At 67.7% G+C, this 18885-nt stretch carries 14 protein-coding genes and 3 pseudogenes; 3 read left to right on the top strand and 14 right to left on the bottom strand.

Going from position 1 to position 18885, the window contains the following annotated elements:
- Positions 1-353 precede the first annotated feature (353 nt).
- The 5 genes from ABZ823_RS26900 to ABZ823_RS26880 form a co-directional block, all read right to left on the bottom strand.
- Entirely contained in the window at positions 354-500 is a 147-nt protein-coding gene (locus ABZ823_RS26900) for a hypothetical protein (RefSeq protein ID WP_361665439.1), read from the bottom strand.
- 115 nt (positions 501-615) lie between these two features.
- Positions 616-1692, bottom strand: a complete 1077-nt coding sequence (locus ABZ823_RS26895; protein ID WP_361665438.1) for a glycerophosphodiester phosphodiesterase family protein — start codon at positions 1690-1692, stop codon at positions 616-618.
- Positions 1693-2053: 361 nt separating this feature from the next.
- Positions 2054-2365 carry a hypothetical protein gene (locus ABZ823_RS26890; RefSeq protein WP_361665436.1) on the bottom strand — a complete coding sequence of 104 codons (312 nt, stop codon included), beginning with the start codon at positions 2363-2365 and terminating at the stop codon, positions 2054-2056.
- Between the two features lie 95 nt (positions 2366-2460).
- Positions 2461-2886, bottom strand: a complete 426-nt coding sequence (locus tag ABZ823_RS26885; RefSeq protein WP_361665435.1) for a hypothetical protein — start codon at positions 2884-2886, stop codon at positions 2461-2463.
- Between the two features lie 396 nt (positions 2887-3282).
- Positions 3283-3726, bottom strand: coding sequence for a hypothetical protein (locus ABZ823_RS26880; protein WP_361665433.1), 444 nt, complete (start codon positions 3724-3726; stop codon positions 3283-3285).
- A gap of 150 nt (positions 3727-3876) precedes the next feature.
- Here ABZ823_RS26880 and ABZ823_RS26875 point away from each other — a divergent pair, with 150 nt between their 5' ends.
- Positions 3877-4230, top strand: a complete 354-nt coding sequence (locus ABZ823_RS26875) for an alcohol dehydrogenase catalytic domain-containing protein (RefSeq protein ID WP_361665431.1) — start codon at positions 3877-3879, stop codon at positions 4228-4230.
- Between the two features lie 864 nt (positions 4231-5094).
- On the opposite strand, the gene ABZ823_RS26870 is transcribed toward ABZ823_RS26875, so the two are convergent.
- The 4 genes and pseudogenes from ABZ823_RS26870 to ABZ823_RS26855 form a co-directional block, all read right to left on the bottom strand.
- Complete coding sequence (locus ABZ823_RS26870) at positions 5095-5571, bottom strand: (2Fe-2S)-binding protein (RefSeq protein ID WP_361665429.1); 477 nt, start codon at positions 5569-5571, stop codon at positions 5095-5097.
- 10 nt (positions 5572-5581) lie between these two features.
- Complete coding sequence (locus ABZ823_RS26865) at positions 5582-7915, bottom strand: molybdopterin cofactor-binding domain-containing protein (RefSeq protein ID WP_361665427.1); 2334 nt, start codon at positions 7913-7915, stop codon at positions 5582-5584.
- Positions 7916-8335: 420 nt separating this feature from the next.
- A complete protein-coding gene (locus tag ABZ823_RS26860; RefSeq protein ID WP_361665426.1) occupies positions 8336-9529 on the bottom strand; it encodes a helix-turn-helix domain-containing protein in 1194 nt (397 codons plus the stop codon).
- Positions 9530-9851: 322 nt separating this feature from the next.
- Positions 9852-10043 (bottom strand): annotated as a pseudogene (locus tag ABZ823_RS26855) (GNAT family N-acetyltransferase); the annotation flags it as partial.
- A 39-nt stretch (positions 10044-10082) separates the two neighbouring features.
- Between ABZ823_RS26855 and ABZ823_RS26850 the strand changes: the two are divergent.
- Complete coding sequence (locus ABZ823_RS26850; protein WP_361665424.1) at positions 10083-10637, top strand: DUF3455 domain-containing protein; 555 nt, start codon at positions 10083-10085, stop codon at positions 10635-10637.
- A 134-nt stretch (positions 10638-10771) separates the two neighbouring features.
- Here ABZ823_RS26850 and ABZ823_RS26845 read toward each other — a convergent pair.
- The 4 genes and pseudogenes from ABZ823_RS26845 to ABZ823_RS26830 form a co-directional block, all read right to left on the bottom strand.
- Positions 10772-11038, bottom strand: a pseudogene (locus ABZ823_RS26845) (transposase); the annotation flags it as partial.
- 154 nt (positions 11039-11192) lie between these two features.
- Positions 11193-12191, bottom strand: a complete 999-nt coding sequence (gene gap / locus ABZ823_RS26840; RefSeq protein ID WP_361665422.1) for a type I glyceraldehyde-3-phosphate dehydrogenase — start codon at positions 12189-12191, stop codon at positions 11193-11195.
- Positions 12192-12298: 107 nt separating this feature from the next.
- Entirely contained in the window at positions 12299-13255 is a 957-nt protein-coding gene (locus ABZ823_RS26835) for a helix-turn-helix domain-containing protein (protein ID WP_361665420.1), read from the bottom strand.
- 243 nt (positions 13256-13498) lie between these two features.
- Positions 13499-13774 (bottom strand): annotated as a pseudogene (locus ABZ823_RS26830) (hypothetical protein); the annotation flags it as partial.
- A gap of 617 nt (positions 13775-14391) precedes the next feature.
- On the opposite strand from ABZ823_RS26830, the gene ABZ823_RS26825 reads away from it, so the two are divergent.
- Positions 14392-16929: a Pls/PosA family non-ribosomal peptide synthetase gene (locus ABZ823_RS26825; protein WP_361665418.1), complete on the top strand. Its 2538-nt coding sequence runs from the start codon at positions 14392-14394 to the stop codon at positions 16927-16929.
- Positions 16930-17222: 293 nt separating this feature from the next.
- On the opposite strand, the gene ABZ823_RS26820 is transcribed toward ABZ823_RS26825, so the two are convergent.
- Positions 17223-18332, bottom strand: a complete 1110-nt coding sequence (locus tag ABZ823_RS26820; protein ID WP_361665416.1) for an NAD(P)/FAD-dependent oxidoreductase — start codon at positions 18330-18332, stop codon at positions 17223-17225.
- Positions 18333-18885 lie beyond the last annotated feature (553 nt).

The raw sequence follows: 18885 nt of genomic DNA, 5'->3' as shown, positions 1-18885 counted from the left end.
CGAGAGCTACCTTGCCGGACTCCACTTACGAGGCGCCGTCATCTGGATCCGCAGCCTTCAGCCAAGTCACTGATCACGACTCCGTACAGGCCCTAAGCCGAGCGGCCTGAGCCTCCGACAGGCGCTTGGGCCTGCCTTGGGCAGGGATGAGGTTTTCGGCAACGGCAGCCGAGGACGTGCACGGCACGGGTGCCGACCTCCATGACGAAGAACACCTACAACCGCCTCAAGGTCACAGTGTCGACGTGGAAGAAGTCGGCGGCGAGCGGGCCGGAGGCCTGGGGGCGCAGGAACTCGCGCCTGGCCGGGGCGCCGCCAGGGCTCCGACCAGGCGCGGGGGTGAGGTCGGCGTTTCAGGGCGAGGCGGCGAGCACGGCACGGTCCGGCCACACGAAGCGTGGCCGGACGCCCAGTTCGCGGCACACCACCGCATTCTCATGGCGCAGCGCGAGCAGTGCGAGGAGTCGGAGAAAGATCACGCAGAGCACGCGCAGAGCCATGCAGTCCGAACATGCCGTGATCACCTGAAGCAGCCAAGTGCCCGCTCAGGGCTACGCGCCGGTTTTCGCACCTTACAGGCCCGCGGCCGAGGAGGAGACGCTGTCCCTGCGGTCGTCAGTGACGCGGCGCGGGGTAGGCCTTGGGCAGGCGCATGCCGCGCTCGGCCATGATGTCCCGTACGCGGTTGGGGTAGTCGGTGATGATGCCGTCGATGCCCATGTCCATCAGCGCCTCGATGGTGGCGGGGTCGTCACAGGTCCACGGGATGACCTTCAGACCGCGCTCATGGGCCTCGGAGACCATCTTCTCGTCCGGGTAGAAGCGGAAGTTCGGGTCCGCGACCGTGCCGTTCTGTGGGAAGCCGTAGTTCGGGGAGAGCGCGGTGACTCCCGGGATGGCCGCAGCGGCCTTGACGAAGTCCCCATCGTAGTCGTCGGCGTCGATGCCGCCGAGCCACGGGGAGGCGCCGGGCTTGCCGACCTGGAGGAAGTCGTAGTTCGTCAGCGCCACCAGGGGATAGGACGGCGCGAGCTTGTGCATCTCCTTGAGCGCGCCCCAGTCGAAGGACTGGATGGTGACCTGCCGCTCGATGCCCGAGCGGTGGATCTCTTCGTAGACGCGGCGCACGAACAACTCGCGCGGTGCGGTCTGCTCGGGCGCGCCGGCCTCCACCTTGGTCTCGATGTTCAGCTTGACCTGCTTGGCGTTGTAGCTCTTGACCAGGTTGAGGACGTCCTTGAGCTCCACCATGCGGAAGCCCTTGATCTGTTCCTGCTCGGGGAAGCCGGGCAGCTGCTGGTAACCGCAGTCCATGGTCTTGATCTGGGCCAACGTCAGGTCCTTGATGTACTTTCCGACGTACGGGTACATCGGGTCACCCGGCGTCACCGGACCGGTGTCCTTGCACTTCTGGGCGCTGATCTGCCGGTCATGGTTGACGACGACCTTCTGATCCTTGGTGATGTGGGTGTCCAGCTCCAGGGTGCTCACCCCCAGACGCAGGGCCTTGCTGAAGCCTTCCGGGGACTCCTCGGTGGTCAGGCCCAGGCCGCCGCGGTGGGCCTGCAGGTCGAAGTGGGTCTTCTGAGGAAGGACATCGGGCTGAGTCTCGGCCGCGGCTTCCTGGGCGGTCGCCGGGAGGGCGACCGCGGGCACGACGGCCAGAGCGGCAAGTATATGCCGGAGGGACATTTAGACCTCGCCTACATTGACGAACTGGACCTTGTGACGCTAGGACGCAGGTCCAGTCCACCACGAAGCCCACGCGTTAGCGCATCGTGAATGTCAGGGGAACGGACGTTCCCCGGGCGCCCGCCGAAGGCCGGCGCGAGCCAGCCGTTGCCGACACTGCATAATCGGTGCCGATCTGGTGACGCTGCGGTGCCGAAAACCCCGTCCATGGTCTGTGAGCTGCGCAGGTTCTCGGGAACCGGCTGGCCGCCCTCCAGCGGCAGATCGACAGGCCATGCGGCACCCCGGCGGATCGCGCATTCCTGGCCGCGCTCCTGCATCGGCCACCAAGCCAAACTGCGCAGCGGCATCTGATATCTCGTCAGGACGGTGTCACGGTGGCCGCCTCCACCGTCTGGGAGATCATCCAGGAGGCCGGGATCGACCTTGCCGTGCCGACGCAAAAGGGCACCCCCGCGCGGATATCACAGAACCAGAGCATCTCGTGGCTGGCGCTGTCCCGCATCTGCCACAAGTGCTGCCGCAACGCCTGGGCGCGGGTGATCACTTCGACGAGCTGACCAGCGTCCTGGCGCCGGCGCGCACCGCGGTAGCTGTCCAGCAGGTCGGTGACGGCGGTGCGGGCCTTGTCGAGTGCGTCGGCGCGCCGCTGCAGCCGAGGCAGCAGCGCCACGTCCGGCGGCACCGCGGCGTAGTGGAGCGGGTCACGGTCGGTGGGACTGGCGAGTCCCTTGCCGCGCGGGGACGCCAGAACGGATTCGACGGTGGTCAGCGAATGAGGTGCACAGTGATTTCCGTGTCCGTGTCGTTGATGTTGACGGCGTGGACGTACCCGTCGGCGGTGCGGTACATGCCGGTTCCGCCGGTGATCGCGAGGTCCACCTCCCCCGGCCCGGCGGGGGTGACGGGGAACTGTCCCTGCACGGTGATCTGCCCCTGGCCCAGGGTGAAGCTTCCGACGCACTGCAGATCGAAATAGTCGACCGGGCCGGTACGCGTCAGCGTGCACACCTCGCCGTAGGTTCCGACGGTGGCGCCCTGCTTCAGCAGTTCCCCGCTGCTGACGATTGCGTCTCCCTGGCTGGAGCCGGGCGGATTCACGTCGATGAAGCTGCTTTGGGTGGACCTGACCAGCAGACGGAAGGTTTCCTCGTGCCGGCCCTGCGACCCGCCGTCGCCCTTACTCAGACCCATGTCCGGACCTCCTAGAAAGCGACTGGAAGGGAGCGAGTCCTGTTCGCGTCTTCTGGCGTCAGCGAAAGTATCCGGCGTGATCGCACCGGGCCGCGAAGCGCCGATAGGCCTCCGGGTGTTGGTTGGGGCTCGAAGAGAGACTCCCCCGAGCCGGACGACATGGTCCGGCCGGCCCTCCTGCGGGTGACCAGTGGACGGCTGTCCGGACTGCCACCTGTCCATCCAGGGCGGAAGGGTGCCGCCCGGGGTTGAAAGCCGACGAAGGCGGCGTTAACGGTGCCGACGAGCGGTGACGGCGACGCCCCGCCAGTGGGGGTTCCGGCGGGGCGGTCGTCGGCAAGGTGTCGTTTCGTCGGCAAAGTGCCGCTGCTTCAAAGCTGCGCGACGCGTAAACCGTCAGGCAGGCGGCAGGGCCGCCCGGGTCCTGCCCGCCGTCCTGGCAACCGTTCGATGCAAGGGGAGGAAGAACGCAACGACGAACAGGCCGAAGAGGGTGATGGGCAACAGAGGCAGCAGCTCCGCTGGTCCATCCCGCAACCAGTGCCGGTTGCCCCACCAGTTCGCGAAGACATCCGTCACCATCACGGCGCTTGCCAGCCAGACCCCTTCCCGCCGCACGAGTCCCACCAGCACGGCGACCAGCGGATCCAGTATCGCCAAGCTCACGAAGAACACCTGCAGGGGAGCCTGGGGAAACGACGCATAGGCATGGATGCCGTCACGGGCCAGATCGAGAACGTGGACGCAGGATCCCTCAAGGAATCCGATCAAGTACACCGTGAGAACCCATCTCGCCCACAACGGCTGTCCGCCCCATCGTTCACGCAGCTCAAACCCCACCGGGCCACCCTAGTGACCTGAGTCGGAGATTCTCTGGCGGGAGGCGGCGACTTCGTCGACCTCCGGGAAGATCAAAACCGTGGAGACGGCGCTCGGCCGGGAGCTCTGACGGGCGTTACGACGCGCCGTCAGGGCCTTCGGCGGGCTCCAGTGCCCTGGCTCGTCAGGCCGAGGCATCGTAGGCGACGCGGGCGGCTTGCACGCGGCCCCGGACAGGTACGGATCCGCGTCGAGGCCGCGACGGTCAATCCCGTCGATCTGGTTACCCGTTCCAGCGCGCTCGTCGAAGCCGGGCTGATGGCCGCTCGCGAGCGCACGGGCATCGGATGGGACGTCGCTGGCATGGTCGACCGGCTCCGAGCTGGCGTGACGGCGTTCGCGCCGGGGCAGCGGGTGATCGGGCTGCGCGACCTCTCGATGTGTCTGTGGGTGCCTCGCTTGAACGCGCGGCCGAGGCACACGATCGGCTCGCCGCGGGCGGGATTCGCGGCCGACTCGTGCTGACTCCTTCAGGTGAGGCCTGATTCGCTGACGATCCGGGGGTGGCTGGTGTTGCATCAGGCAACGTTGGCCTTCTGTAGGCTCCCTCGCCGAACGGGAGGTCCGACTTGAGTACTTGTCCGCGCAGCGCCTGGCCGGTTGCTGCACTTGTCGCGGGACTTCTGAGTGCTTGCGTTCCGGCAACCTTGGATCCCACAGACTCTGCCAACTTCAGCACCGTCGTCTTCGTCAACGACACCGACTCGCCATCTGTCCTTTTTGAGTGCGGCGACCGCCGTGGACGTGACTGCCATGACATGAGCGGTCGACTCGCCCCCGGAGAACGCTGCGACCAGCGGGTGTACTGGGGGGCACGCGTAGATCCCTGGCAAATCCGGGACACGCGGGGTCAGATCGTTGGCTGGCTACTCGTGAGCACACCGCGCCGGGAATCCGGAGCCGTCTACTACCTCGGCGATGCCGAGCCCCAGCCCGGCAAGCCATCGACTCCGCGCGTCTCGCCGCACCCCGACCCGATGCAGTAATCCGGCCTTCCGTTGTGTTTCCGGCGGTCCTGCAAGAGGGCCGCCGGCCTCCGGGCCGCGCATGACATCGCGAAGCTGCTGAGGCGTCTCCAGATTGATCTTGCCGAGGTCCACCTACTGCCGGGGGCTTCGAGCTGTCGGGGAACGACGGCGCCGCGCGTAGTTCCCGCAGGTCCGGGATGCGGTTGGAGAGGGTGCCCGGGGGCCGCTTCAAGCCCCAACGCCTGCCCGTACAAGGCCTACGATGTGCCACTCCTGCGAAAGTGGTTACGTGACCTGGAACACGAGAGCTGACGCAGGTGCCGTGCCATGCCCTGTGCGGCGCGCACTCGGGTGGAGTGGGTCACATGTGCGCAGCGCCCGCCTTGATCGCTTCCCGAATGCGGTTGTACGTACCGCAGCGGCAGATGTTGCGGATCTCGTCGAGGTCGGAGTCGCTGATCTCATGGCCGGCAGCCCGTGCCTGCTTGACTTTGGCCACCGCAGCCATGATCTGCCCGGGTTGGCAGTAGCCGCACTGCGCCACGTCGTACTCCAGCCAGGCCTCCTGCATGGGGTGCAGGTCCTTGCCGACCGTGTCGGGCAGGCCTTCGATCGTGGTGATCTCGTCGTCCGGCCCGACGTCCTTGACCTTCACCGAGCAAGGATTGAAGGCCTTGCCGTTGAAGTGGGACGTGCAGGCCTTGCAGACATTGATGCCACAGCCGTACTTCGGTCCGGTGACGTCCAGTACGTCACGCAGGACCCACAGCAGTCGAAGGTTGTCATCGACGTCGACGGTGACGCGCTTGCCGTTGAGGATGAAGGTGTGCGTGCTCATGGTGCGCTCCTCAGTAGGTGTGGCTCAGGCCGTCGGACGGCGACTCGGGAACAGGTGGGATGAAGGGCTTGACCTCGAAGGACACCGTGCCGTGGTTGATCGGGAACCGGGTGGGCACCGTGCCGGTCGCACGGGCGTAGGCGCCCGCGACCGCGGCTACCGATGCGGCGACTCCGGCTTCGCCGGCACCACCGGGTTGCTCGGAGGTGGAAGGCATCACGATGCACTCGAAGTCGAAGGGGACGTTCCACTGCCGGGTGTAGAAGTAGTTGTCCCAGCTGGCTTCGAGGAAGTGCCCGTCGCGCAGGTGCAGGCTGCTGGTGAGGGCGAGAGCGATCCCGTCCGAGACACCACCCAGCATCTGGGCCTCCAGGCCCTGGGGGTTGATCACCAGTCCGGCATCCACGGCGACCACGGCCTTCGTCACCCGGGGCCCGGTGACCGCGTTGTAGATCTTGCGGTTCACGGTCTCGGGTCGACAGTCGATCTCGACGAGTACCGCGGTCGCGCCCTTGTACTCGCTGTGGATCGCGATGCCCTGCGCCATCCCGGCGGGCATCGACCTGCCCCACTTGCCCACGTCAGCGACCTTCTGGAGCACCGCCTTGACCCGGTCGTTCTTGAGGAACGCGAGCCGGAACGCCAGCGGATCCCTGCCCATCTTCCGGGCGAGCTGATCGACCACCAGTTCATTGGCACACGCCACATCGGGCGAGTAGATGTTGCGCATGCTTCCGGTGTTGAAACGCGCGTCGGTCTCGTTGAGCAGCTGGGTGACGACGCCGAAGTTGTAGGGGAGTTCCTGAGTCAGCGTGAAGATGGTCTCGGAGAACCCCAGCGCCCCGAGCCCGGTGGGCAGCCTGTCGGCCGTCGAAGTGATCATCTCGCCGAGTCCGTGGCTGAAGTCGGTGACCACACTGGTGTGCCGCTGTTCGAAGGTCAGCACTTGCCCGGCCAGGTACGTGGCCCGGATCCGGGAGGTCGCCATGGGGTGCACCCGCCCCTGCCGAGGCTCGTCGGCCCGATGCCACATCAGCTTGACCGGCTTGCCCATCGCCTTGGAGATCTTGGCCGCCTCGACGGCGGGGTCAGCGAAGAGCTTGTGTCCGAACGACCCCCCGCCGGTGACGACGTTGACGGTGACAGCGCTCTGCGGCAGGCCGACGGCCTTGGCGATCTCACCCTGAACCACGATCGGCGCCTTCAGTCCCGCCCACACCGTCGCACGGTCCGACCGGACGTCGGCTATCGCACAGTTCGGCTCGAGTGCGGCGCTGCTGCGGAACATGAAGGTGAAGTCCGCCTCGACGGTGCCTGCCAGCAGAGGGACCTTCGGGACCGCCAGTGGCAGCTCGGCCTTTCTCAACCGGGCCAGGATCGTCTCGTCGGACTCGCCCTCGACCGGGCCCGGGTTCCACTCCGCGTCGAGGGCACGCACCGCGTCGATGCACTGCCCGAACGTCTCGGCGCGAACAGCGACTCCGGTGTCGACCATCGCCACATCCGTTACACCCGGCATGGCAAGCACCGCGGCTCGGTTACGTACCGACTGCGGCGAGCCGTTCAGAGTGGGCGGGCGGCAGACCATGGTCGGCAGCGCGTCCGGCACGTGAAGGTCCAACGTGAACTTCTTCCGCCCGGTGACCGCAAGTCGGGCGTCCTCCCGCCGATAGGGCTTGCCGATCACCGAGAAGCTCGAAGTGGCCTTGAGTCGGACCTCCACCGCCTTGACGGTGCGGCTGGCGGCCTTGGTGGCCAGAGAGCCATAGGTCATTGATGACCCGTCAGGCGCGAAGATCACCCCTTCCTTGGACTTCAGCAGTGCCACTGCCGAGCCGAGCTCGATCGCCGCGGCTTCCAGCAGCGTCTTCCTGGCGATCGCCGCGGCGACTCGTACCGGTGTGAAGGTCGAGACCGTGGTGTTCGATCCGCCGGTGAGCTGGTTGAACATCAACTCGGGGCGGGCCGGTGCCAAGGACACGTGCACCTTGTCGACCGGCAGGTCGAGCTCCTCGGCGATGATCATCGCTGTCGAGGTGGTGATCCCCTGGCCGACTTCCATCCGCGGAAGCTCGAACGACGCGGTGCCGTCCTCGTTGATCACGATCTTGATCAACGAGGAAGTGGTGAGCGCGGCGTCGGTCTGCAGATCCTCGAGGTCGTACAGCTCCGGGATCTGGGGCGCTGAGGGAACCGCGGCGTAGGCAGGCGTGCCCAGCCCGAGATCGGCGGCCACGGCAAGCGTGGCTCCACCGAGCACATAGCCAAGGAACGTGCGGCGGCCGACCCGCGCGCGCTCACCACGTCCGGTGGTGCGGCCACTCCTGGCAGGGACGTCGGTCATCGGCCATTCCTTTCTTGTTCCCAGTCGTCCGCTCTCGAGATCGGCAGACAGGTGCGTTCCCGGGACCAGCGCGGCAGGGAGCACTGGGCACAGCCAGTTGGCGGCTCCCCATCGGCGAGCGGACCAGAGCCTAGAACCGCGTAAAGTCCCGGTCTTTGGGCCGAGCACTAGCGAAGCGGGGCAGCAGATTGTGCGTGAGCACAACGGAAAGCCGGTATTCGCACAAGGAGGGAGTGAAACGAGGAGACAGTGAAAGGAGACGGTGAAAGGAGGCGGTGAAAGGAGACAGTCAGAGGTCTGCCGGCGCCGGGGGAACCTCGGTCCGCCAGTGCCCTGACCACCGCAAGACGCGCCGTGTCGGCCTTCGGTGTGATCGCCGGGGCGCGTCCGGGCGTATCGCTGCCCAGGCCGGCCAAGGCCTCATTCCGGGATGCTGCCCAGTCGCACGGCCTGCAGGGCAACGTAGAGCTCCGCGCAGGAGTCCGCGTCGCTGGTTCGCCGGCCGGTCAGTTCGGTGATCCTGCCCAGCCGGTACAGGACGGTGTTGCGGTGGCAGTGCAGGTGCTCGGCGGCCCGTGCGGTCGAGCCGCCCGTGGCGAACCAGACGCCCAAGGTGTCGAGGAGGACGGCTCGTTCCGCCGTCGGCAGGGTGAGCAGCGGCCCGAGGACCGTACGGGCCACCTCGGAAGAGGCGTCGGGTGAGGCCGCCGCGAGCAGGGCTATCGGCGAGCTCCCGTAGACGTGCGTGCCGGAGGTCCCGGGCGGCAGGCATTGGGCCGCCAGTTGGGCCTCCCGCCGAGCGTTCGGCGCGTCCATGGGCGAGGCGAAGGGCCGGCTGATGCCCACGCGGGACAGCGCGATGCCGCCGAGGCGCTCCTCCACCGCGACGACCAGATGCTCGTTCGGGAGAGCGAGCAGGCCGAGCAGGCTGCCTGCCCGGTGGATCCACTCACCGTCGATATCGATCGCACGCAGCTGTCCTTCGAGCGCCGGCAGAGGTCCGACGCCGTCGTTGATCTCGGCGCACACCACAAGGAACGGTCCTTTGCGATCCAGTCGCAGGACCCGCACGGCCTCCCAGGCCCTGGAGCTGTTCCCTGCGGTGCCGTCAAGCAGCGTGGTGAGTATGACGCTCCGTGCGGCGTCGTCGCGACATGCCTGTTCCTCCACCGTGGCGCGGTAGGCCTCGGCGGCGGCGCTGGAGCACTCGTCGATGATCGTCCAGATGTCCGAGGCCCTGTGCAGCAGCCAGGCGGCGCTGTCCTTGCCGAGGGCCATCGCCAGCAGCCGGTCCCAGATGAAACGTCCACCGAGGCGGAAAGCATGCAGCAGAGCAGCCAGCGGGATGCCCTGTTCGGCCTTGAGGCGGCCCGCCGCCCGCGGGGCGTCCATATTGGTGGGCACACCACCGTTTTTCAAGGCTGTCAGCAGCGTGCACAGGTTGTCGTGCACGGGGGCACGCAACTGCTCATGGCTCAGCAGCATGCCCTCCGCGTACGCGCGCTCGCCGTTGAGGATCTCGGCGGTCAGTTCGTCGGTCAGTGAGTCGACCGAGACCAAGAGCCGATCGAGCAGATCAGTCATGCGCGCGTCAGCGTCCAGCGGCATGGTCATGCGTGGATGATAGACGCCCGCGATTGTGTACGGGCACAAAGCCTGCGGCATCATGCCCGGCTACCGCCCGACCAGTTGCGCCGCCGTCCCGGGATGAGTCATGTCTTCAACAGGCGCTGCCGCCTGTCTGTGCGACGATCGCCGTCGGCTTCTGGGCAGCTACCACTCAGCAGAGCTGCCGAGTTCTCAAGCACATGGAGAGCGAGGGCATGCTCGCCGTCCGTGAAGTGGCGCAGTAGGGCCGTCCGGACAAGCTTCGCGGTGCGGCACACGCCTGTTTGCCCGCAACCCGCGCCTACCCATCGTCGTGGGCGCTGGGAATCTACGATCGTGCGGGCTGGTTGGCGATCAGAAGGGTGCTGCCAGCGGGGCGGAAGCCCAGGCGGGAGTAAATGCGAGCGACGGCGTCCTCCGCATAGGCGAGGAAGACGGTGCTCACCCCGTGGTCGCGAGCGTGCTTGACCAGAGCCGCAGTGACAGCGGACAGAGAGGGGCCGCGCGACCTCGGCGACGGACATCCGGCCCCGTATCAGCAGCCTCAAGGGAGGCCCCCGTGAAGCCCGCCATATGGACAACCCAGGCTGCCGTGGTTCTCGCCGGCGCTGCGGTCATGCTCGCCGGCCCGGTCTCCGGCCATGCCGCTTCGCCCACCGCACGCCCTGACGCCACCACTCCCCCGGTGCCCGACCGGCTCAAGGTACCCGCCGGAAACGAGCCCGTGGCTTTCCTCGCCGCCAAAGGAGTCCAGACCTACGCCTGCACCAAGGGCTCCTGGACCTTGCTCGAACCCGCCGCGACGCTGTGGAAGAGCGACGATTCCCGGCACACCCCGGTCGCCATCCATACCCGCGGCCCCGTCTGGGTCTCAACCATCGACGGCAGCGCGGTCAACGCGGCCGTCGTAGCCAGCGCCCCACACAAGGACGCCGTCCCGGAACTCCTGCTCAAGGCCACCGCCAACCGCGGCGATGGGCTGTTCGGCAAGGTCTCCTACGTCCAGCGCCTGTCCACGAGCGGCGGCCGCGCCCCCACCACCGCCTGCACCGGGACGTCGCAGACCAGCATCCCCTATTCCGCCCTCTACGTCTTCTACACACCTCACAGGTGACCACGCACAGGTGTTCCGCACTCATCACGCCGGCCCCGTTCCCGGTGAGGGACCGGGAGGGATGACCCATCACGTGGTCGTTGCCCGAGCCGATGCTTCGCTGCCTGCTCGGCGGGCAGTGCGGGGCTGTCGGCCAGCAGTGACTCGTGCAGACGCTCCCAGACACCCGCGTCGTTCCAGGCACTCAGGCGCCGCCAGCACGTCATGCCGGACCCGAAGCCCAGTTCCTGGGGCAGGAACTCCCACGGAACGCCGGTGTACAGCACGAACAGGATCTCGCACAGGACGTTGCGGTCATCCAGACGGCTGCGCCCCGGGTGCTCCGCGCGGCGCGGCACGACCGGCAGCAACGGCTCGATCCGTGCCCACAACTCATGGGACAGGATCCAGGGCAACTGCACCTTGACCGGCCGTGGCGATCCCGCACCCTCCGGAGGCCGGGCGGACCCGCTTCTATGACTGGGCGCTCTGGTTGCCCGACTGGTCAACCAGAGCGCCCAAAGGAAGTGACGGCCGGCGCGGTCGCCGGAGGCGGGGTACCACCCCGGCGTCCCGTCAGCGGGTGGCGAGGAACTCGAGCGTGTCGATCACGCGGTTAGAGAAGCCCCACTCGTTGTCGTACCACGCGACCACCTTGACGTGGCGGCCGTCGACGCGGGTGAGTGCCGAGTCAAAGATCGACGAGGCGGGATTGCCGGTGATGTCGGACGACACGAGCGGGTCCTCCGAGTACTCGAGGATGCCGGCGAGCGGCCCCTCCGCCGCGGCGCGGTACGCCGCGAGCACGTCGCCTCGTGTCACGTCGCGGGCGACGGTCGTGTTGAGTTCGACGACCGAGCCCACCGGCACCGGTACGCGGATCGAGTCGCCCGACAGCTTGCCGTCGAGGTTCGGCAGCACCAGGCCGATCGCCTTGGCGGCGCCCGTCGTGGTCGGCACGATGTTGATGCCGGCGGCCCGGGCGCGACGGCCGTCGCGGTGTGGACCGTCCTGCAGGTTCTGCTCCTGCGTGTAGGCGTGCACCGTCGTCATGAACCCGTGCTCGATACCGGCGAGTTCGTCGAGGACCGCGGCCAGCGGCGCGAGCGCGTTGGTGGTGCAGGAGGCGTTCGAGACGATCGTGTGCACGGCCGGGTCGTAGGCATCGGTGTTGACCCCGAACGCGAGCGTGACGTCGGCGCCGTCTGACGGCGCGCTGACGAGCACCTTCTTCGCGCCCGCGTCGAGGTGGGCGCGGGCGGCCTTGGCCGAGGTGAAGCGACCGGTGGCTTCCAGGACGATGTCGACGCCGAGTTCGGCCCACGGCAGCTGCGCCGGTTCGCGCTCGGCCAGCACCGTGATCCGACGGCCGTCGACGACGAGGGCGTCCCCGTCGACGGTCACCGGGCGCCCGAGCCGGCCGGCCGTGCTGTCGTAGGCGAGCAGCCGGGCGAGAGTGGCGGGCTCCGTCAGATCGTTGACGGCGACGATCTCGAGGGCGCTGTCACGTTCGAGCAGTGCGCGCAGCACATTGCGCCCGATGCGGCCGAATCCGTTGATGGCGATGCGAGTCATGAGTGATGTCCCTTCCTTTCGCCACCATGCTCGTCCGCGGCTGGCGCCGCTAACAGTGGCGGCATCGCCACGGTTCAAAAGGATCCCGCCACGCGGTGCCGGGCGTGTTACTCGCCCCGGGTGAAGGTGCGCCGGTACTCGCTCGGTGTGGTGCCGAGGATGCGCTGGAAGTGCAGGCGCAGGTTCGCGCCGGTGCCGAGCCCGACGTCGACGGCGATCTGTTCGACGCTGCGCTGCGAGCGCTCGAGCAGTTCGCGGGCCAGGTCGACGCGGACGCGCATCACCCACTGCATCGGCGTGTAGCCGGTCTCCTCCCCGAAGCGCCGGGAGAACGTGCGCGGCGAGACCCCTGCCTGCCGCGCCAGTATGTCGAGGGTGAGGGGCTCGCCGAGCCGGTGCAGCGCCCACTCGCGGGTGGCCGCGAACCGCTCGCCGAGCGGCTCGGGGACGCTGCGCGGCACGTACTGGGCCTGGCCGCCGCTGCGGTAGGGGGCGGCAACCAGACGTCGGGCCGCGTGGTTGGACGCGGCCACTCCGAGGTCGCCGCGCAGGATGTGCAGGCACAGGTCGATGCCGGAGGCGGCACCGGCCGAGGTGAGCACGCTGCCCTCGTCGACGAACAGCACGTTCTCGTCGACCTGGACGAGCGGGTGCCTGGCCATGAGAGCCCGCGTGTAGTGCCAGTGCGTCGTGGCTCGCTTGCCGTCGAGCAGTCCTGTGGCGGCGAGCGCGAAGGCGCCCGTCGAGATGGCGGCGAGCCGCGCGCCCCGGTCGTGGGCGGCGATCAGTGCGTCGACGACGGCCTGCGGCGGGTCGTCGCGGTCCGGGAACCGGTAGCCGGGGACGAAGACGATCTCGGCCCACGCAAGCGCGTCGAGGCCGTGGGCGACGTAGTACGCGAGGCCATCGCCGCCGGTCACGAGACCGGGTGTCGCTCCGCACACCCGCACCTCGTACGGCATGCTCGCGCGGGTCGTGAAAACCTGCGCAGGAATGCCGACATCGAGCGGCTTCGCACCCTCGAGCACAAGGACGGCGACGCGACGCAGGCGGGAGGCTGGCACAGGAAGAGGTTACGTGGGGCGTGACTTTGGGACGCCCACTGTGTGGATGCCGCACGCCTCCGAGGTCGTCGTCTACGACGGGCGCAAGGAAGTCGCCCGGCACGAACGGCTGATCGCCAAGGACAAGGCTCGTCTGAGGCTGGACCCCTATCTCGCGACCCTGGTCCGCAAGGCCGGAGGGTTCCCGGGGCGACCGCGCTGGAACTCGCAAAAGCGGCCGAGGCGCGGCATGGCACGTCGGCAGCCCGGCACCGGAACCTGGGCGGAGGCGGTGGCGGCGACCGTGATGGACGGCCCGATGCCGACGCGTACGTCCACGCCGAGGCGGGAGATCGTACGGATCCGCAACACCTCGCCCAGCCGGCGGGCGTCGGTTCCGTGATACCGAAGAGCTCCCATGAGGTCCACCAGAGCCGCCGACGGCGGCAGGGCCTGGACCACCGGTGACAGGTCGGCAAGCTGCTCCAGGACCTGCCGGTAGACCTCTTCCGGCAGGCGATCCGGGCAGCGCACATGCATCACTGTCGATTCCGTGCGTGCCGTCGCGTCGGCGTTCACCAGGTCCACCTCCCGCACCCCACGTTATCGAACTTGTGATCGAACATGCGAGGGCGCGACTTCGCATCACGGGCTGTGACTCGCCAGCACAGTTTGCGAATGGTCGCCGTTGTTAGCGGGTGAGCGCGAGCGCGCGCTCAGGCCGCGCTCCGCGGCCCGGGCCACCAGGTCCTTGGGTGGGAGTCGCCGTAGCGGGCCGAGTGTCCGGAGGCGGTGTGCCGGTAGTGAGTAAATCCATCACCCACACCCCCTGTCGATCAGGACCCGCTCGACGGTGATCCGGCATGAGGTGCAGAGCGACTGGGCCAGCTCGCACAGGCTCCCTGCGTGGCAGCCGGGCGGTGCCTATACGAATGGTCACACGCCTGGATGCCCGGTGATCCACCGATGCCCCTTGCCATCGTGTCCGAGTAGCATCTGCGCCTCGGACGTCGGAGACTGGACAAGGTGCGCCGCGACGCGTGAAGGCCGCGCCTCACGGCGTGGGAAGAGCTCGCTCTTCGGCCATTGCCGCGGCGAGAGAACGCCACGGGGCAGCCGTTTCGGCGGATGGGGGGCGCTATTCTCGAGAGGCTCGCATGGTGGAGAAATTTTCCCAAATTTGGACGACCGGGCCAGATGAATCTCCGTGCAGCGAGAGGAAGCACACCAGTCAGCCGATAGGGGACGAGAAGCTTTTCGCGGAGGTACTGGCTCAGGTCCTGGGAATGGACCGGGTGTCGGTCTGCAGCCACTTCTTCGATGACCTCGGTGCAAATTCGCTGGTGATGGCGCAGTTCTGCGCACGGGTCAGGAAGCGTGCGGACCTGCCCTCAGTGTCAATCAAGGACATTTACCGGAATCCGACGATCCAAAGCCTGGCGAGAGCAGTCCGGGATGCTGAGCCTGCCTCCGCCTGCTCAGCTCCCCCGGCGCAGGCCCCGGTGGTGACGCGGGCCAGTACCAGGCGTTACGCCCTGTGCGGAGCGATGCAGTTGCTGGTGTTCCTGGCATACGTGCTCGTTGTCGGGTTGGTGGCTGCCCGGGGTTACGACTGGGTAGCCGCCGGCCCGGGTCTGACCGCCATCTATCTGCGGGCGGTAGTCTTCGGTGGCGCAGGTTTCGTCGGGCTATGCGCCATACCGATCGCGGCCAAATGGATCCTCATCGGCCGGTGGAGACCCGATGAATTCCCTCTCTGGGGCCTGACCTACCTGCGTTTTTGGACCGTGAAGGTTCTCCTCCACGCCAATCCGATGTTTTTCCTCGTCGGCAATCCACTGCAGGTGCTGTACCTGCGGGCCCTCGGGGCCCACATCGGAAGGAACGTCACCATTCTTTCCCGTCATGTCCCGATCTGCACCGACCTGCTCACCATCGGTTCCGACACGGTGATCCGCAAGGATACGCACTTCCTCTGTTACCGCGCGCATGCGGGGCGTATCGAACCCGGTAGGGTCTCCATCGGCAGTGGTGCCTTCGTCGGTGAGAAGACCGTTCTCGACATCGACACGTCGATGGGAGACGGAGCGCAACTCGGTCATGCGTCCTCACTGCACAGGGGCCAAGTGGTCCCGGCAGGCGAGAGCTGGCACGGCTCGCCGGCGCAGCACTCGGAGACCGACCACGTGAGGGTGCCGCCGGCGCGCTGCGGCACGCTGCGCCGTGCCGTCTACGCCCTCGCCACCCTGGTCCAGATCTTCTGTCTGGTCGTACCGCTGGCCGTGGGGGGCTCGTACATGCTGCTCGCCACCGTTCCGGCGGCAGACCAGTTGCTGGGCGGGGGCCCTGACACGGCGGGGGGCATGTCGTCGCAGTTCTTCACGGACGCGCTGCGCACGTCCCTGGTGCTGTTCTTCGGATTCGTCGTCGTGGGCGTCGCCGCGTTGTGCACGGTCCCACGTCTGCTGTCCCGCTTCGTCGAGCCGGGCAAGGTCTATTCGCTGTACGGCCTGCAGTACTCCATGCACCGAGCGATCGCGCGCATGACGAACATCAAGTTCTTCAAGCGGCTTTTCGGCGACAGTTCCTTCATCGTTCATTATCTGCGAGGGCTCGGATACAAACTCTCCCCGGTAGAGCAGACCGGATCCAACTTCGGGACGGAAGTGCACCACGAGTCGCCCTTCCTGACCTCTGTCGGCACGGGAACGATGGTCGCCGACGGCCTCTCGATTGTGAACGCCGACTACTCGAGCACCTCCTTCCGTATCTCTCGTGCGGCGATCGGACAGCACAATTTCATCGGGAACAACATTGCCTTTCCCGTCGGCGCGAGGACGGGCGACAACTGTCTGCTGGCGACGAAGGTGATGGTGCCCCTTGACGGCGAGGTGCGCGAAGGGGTCGGCCTGCTGGGTTCCCCGCCCTTTGAGATTCCGCGGTCGGTGGAGCGCGACAGCCGGTTCGATCATCTGCGCGCCGGGGAGGAGTTGCGCCGTCACCTCGCTGCCAAGGACCGCTACAACCTCCGGACGATGGCCCTGTTCCTGGTGGTGGGGTGGCTGGACTTCTTCGTGGTAACGGTGCTCGGCATGACAGCCGTGGTGTTGCGCGGTGTGGCGGGAGAGGTGATGGTCGCCGTGTCCTCGGCCCTGGTCCTTGTGTTCACCGCCGGCTATCTCGTGCTCGTGGAGCGTTTCGTCGCGGCGTTCCGCAGGCTGCGACCGCAGTTGTGCTCCATTTACCACCCGGACTTCTGGCTGCACGAGCGCTTGTGGAAACTGCCCGTTGAATTCTTCCACGTGTTCAACGGAACCCCGTTCAAGCCTCTGGCCTGGCGGCTCCTGGGCGCGCGCGTCGGCAAGCGGGTCTTTGACGACGGCTGCTACCTGACGGATCGTACGCTCGCCACCATCGGCGACGACTGCACACTCAACGCGGGCAGCAGAATCCAGTGCCACTCGCAGGAGGACGGCACCTTCAAGTCCGACCACAGCGCGCTCGGCGTCGGCTGCACCCTCGGTGTCGCTGCCCATGTCCACTACGGCGTGACCATGGGCGAGGGAGCGGTACTCGCACCCGACTCCTTCCTCATGAAGGGTGAGGAAGTCCCGCGATACGCCTTGTGGGGCGGGAATCCCGCCACCGAGGCACGGGCTACCGCAGCTGCCCGGGAGGTCGTGGCCGGCGTGTGAGGACGAGCGAGGGCGACGAACCCGCGGGAACCACCACCTCCATGAAGAGCACACGCTGACTTTTTCGCCGCCGAGACTCCGTAAGGACGGAGACTGCTGAGCAGGCCATCCGCTGACGCCAGCGGATGGCCCCTCGAAGTCGTGGTGATTCCAGCGGCCACTCCGACAGGGCCCGTGCGGAGTCCGCGTAGCGCCAGGGCGGCCAGGTCGAGGACGGACCGGTTCCCAAAGTCGGCTCCCGCACCGGCCCGGGCCGTCTCGGGCCCTATGGCCGGTGGCGTGGTGGCGCTTGCTCAGGAGTCCGTCGGGGGAATGAGGTCGTCGAGTGCCTCGGCGCAGTCCTGGGCGGCCTGGGCCGAACGCGGCAGCATGAGGGCCTCGTAGGCGCGGACGGCGTCGTCGATGCTGGATTCGGTGATGAGGGCGTGTGCCAGGTCGGTGCCGTCGAGCATGGCGAGGTTGGCACCGAGCCCGACGGGGGGCATCAGGTGCGCGGCGTCGCCCAGCAGGGTGACGCCAGGGACGTGTTCCCAGGTGTGCGGAGCGGGCAGCACGAACACGGGCCGGTTGACGAACCCGCCGTCGTGGTGGCGCAGGAGGTGGAGCAGGTTCTCGTCCCAGCCGTCGAACATCTTCAGCAGATGTGCGCGCACGGCCGCCGTGTCGTCGGGTTCCACGTCGGCGGCAACCTGCCAGTTCTGTGGGGCACGGAAGGCGACGTAGACGCGGATGTGGCCGTCGCTGTTGCGTTGGGCAAGCAGGGCTTTGCTGTCGGCCGTCGCCAGCAGGGTGCCGTTGCCGACCATGCGTGCGAGGGCGGGATGGCGGGTGTCGCAGTCGTGGAGGCCGGTCTCGATGAAGGTGACACCGGTGTAGTCGGGTGTGGCGTCCGACAGGGCTGGGCGGATGCGTGACCAGGCGCCGTCGGCGCCGACCACCAGGTCGGCGTCCTCGGTGGTGCCGTCGTCGAGGAGCAGGCGCCAGGTGCCGTTGCCTAGCGGGGTGGCCCCGGTGACAGTGCAGCCCCACCGGATGGTGCCCTCGGCGAGGGATTCCAGGAATAGTCCGCGCAGTTGGCCGCGGTCGATCTCCGGGCTGTCTTCGTCGTGGACGGGCCCCGGGAAGGGCAGGGCGGTGGCGGTGACGGGGTCCAGCACGCGCCACTCCTGGCCGTCGGGGCGGGCCAGGGCGCGGAACCGGTCGAGAAGGCCCGCCGCGCGCAGAGCCATCTGACCGGTGGCGGCATGTATGTCGAGGCTGCCGCCCTGGGGGCGGGCACCGGTGGAAGCCTCGGATTCGAAGATGGTGACGGAGCGCCTGTGGAGCTGCAGGACGCGAGCTAAGGCAAGACCGCCGAGGCCGGCGCCGACGACCGCGATGCGGGGGCCGTGAGCCGAGTTCATGGGAGTGTCCCCTCGAAAGATGGGTGTAGGTGTCAGGAAGCCCGACGAACAAGAAAGCACAGTCACCGAGAAAGTGCCTTTGAAATACGGTGCGCCGGTACGAACCGACCATGCGCCGCGAGCGCAAGAAGGCCCAGCCCTGCACTGCCCGGCCGACGAAGCAGCCCAACTCGTCTTCGACCGCGGTGAAACACTCAGCGCCCGGGCCTTCGGCTGCGATGTCACGCAGGTGCTGCTCTGTGGCCCCTTGCTTCTGGGCGTCGAAGAGCCGGGATCCTCGGCGGGGCCGGAGCTCAGGAGCCGGTCGCGGCGGCCGGGCCGGTGGCCGGGGTGTCGCGGTTCGGTGAGGGCTCGCCGGTACTGGCGGTGCCGCCGTGGCGGCCGGGTGTTGGCCGTTGGGTGAACGCCGAAGGTTCCCCCGCCGTGCACCTCACGAGCAGGCGCCTCGGCGGTGCCGATCGCACACGAGCGGGGTGAGAGCGGCTTCGAGCCGGTCCAGCGGGGCGGAATCAACCAACAGCGTCCGCACCACACTCCGGAGGGGCCCTTCCGG

It is taken from the genome of Streptomyces sp. NPDC047079 (genome assembly GCF_040643755.1).
GTDB lineage: Bacteria > Actinomycetota > Actinomycetes > Streptomycetales > Streptomycetaceae > Streptomyces.
Note: the sequence above shows the minus strand (reverse complement) of the source record. Positions and strands in the feature narration are given on the sequence as shown.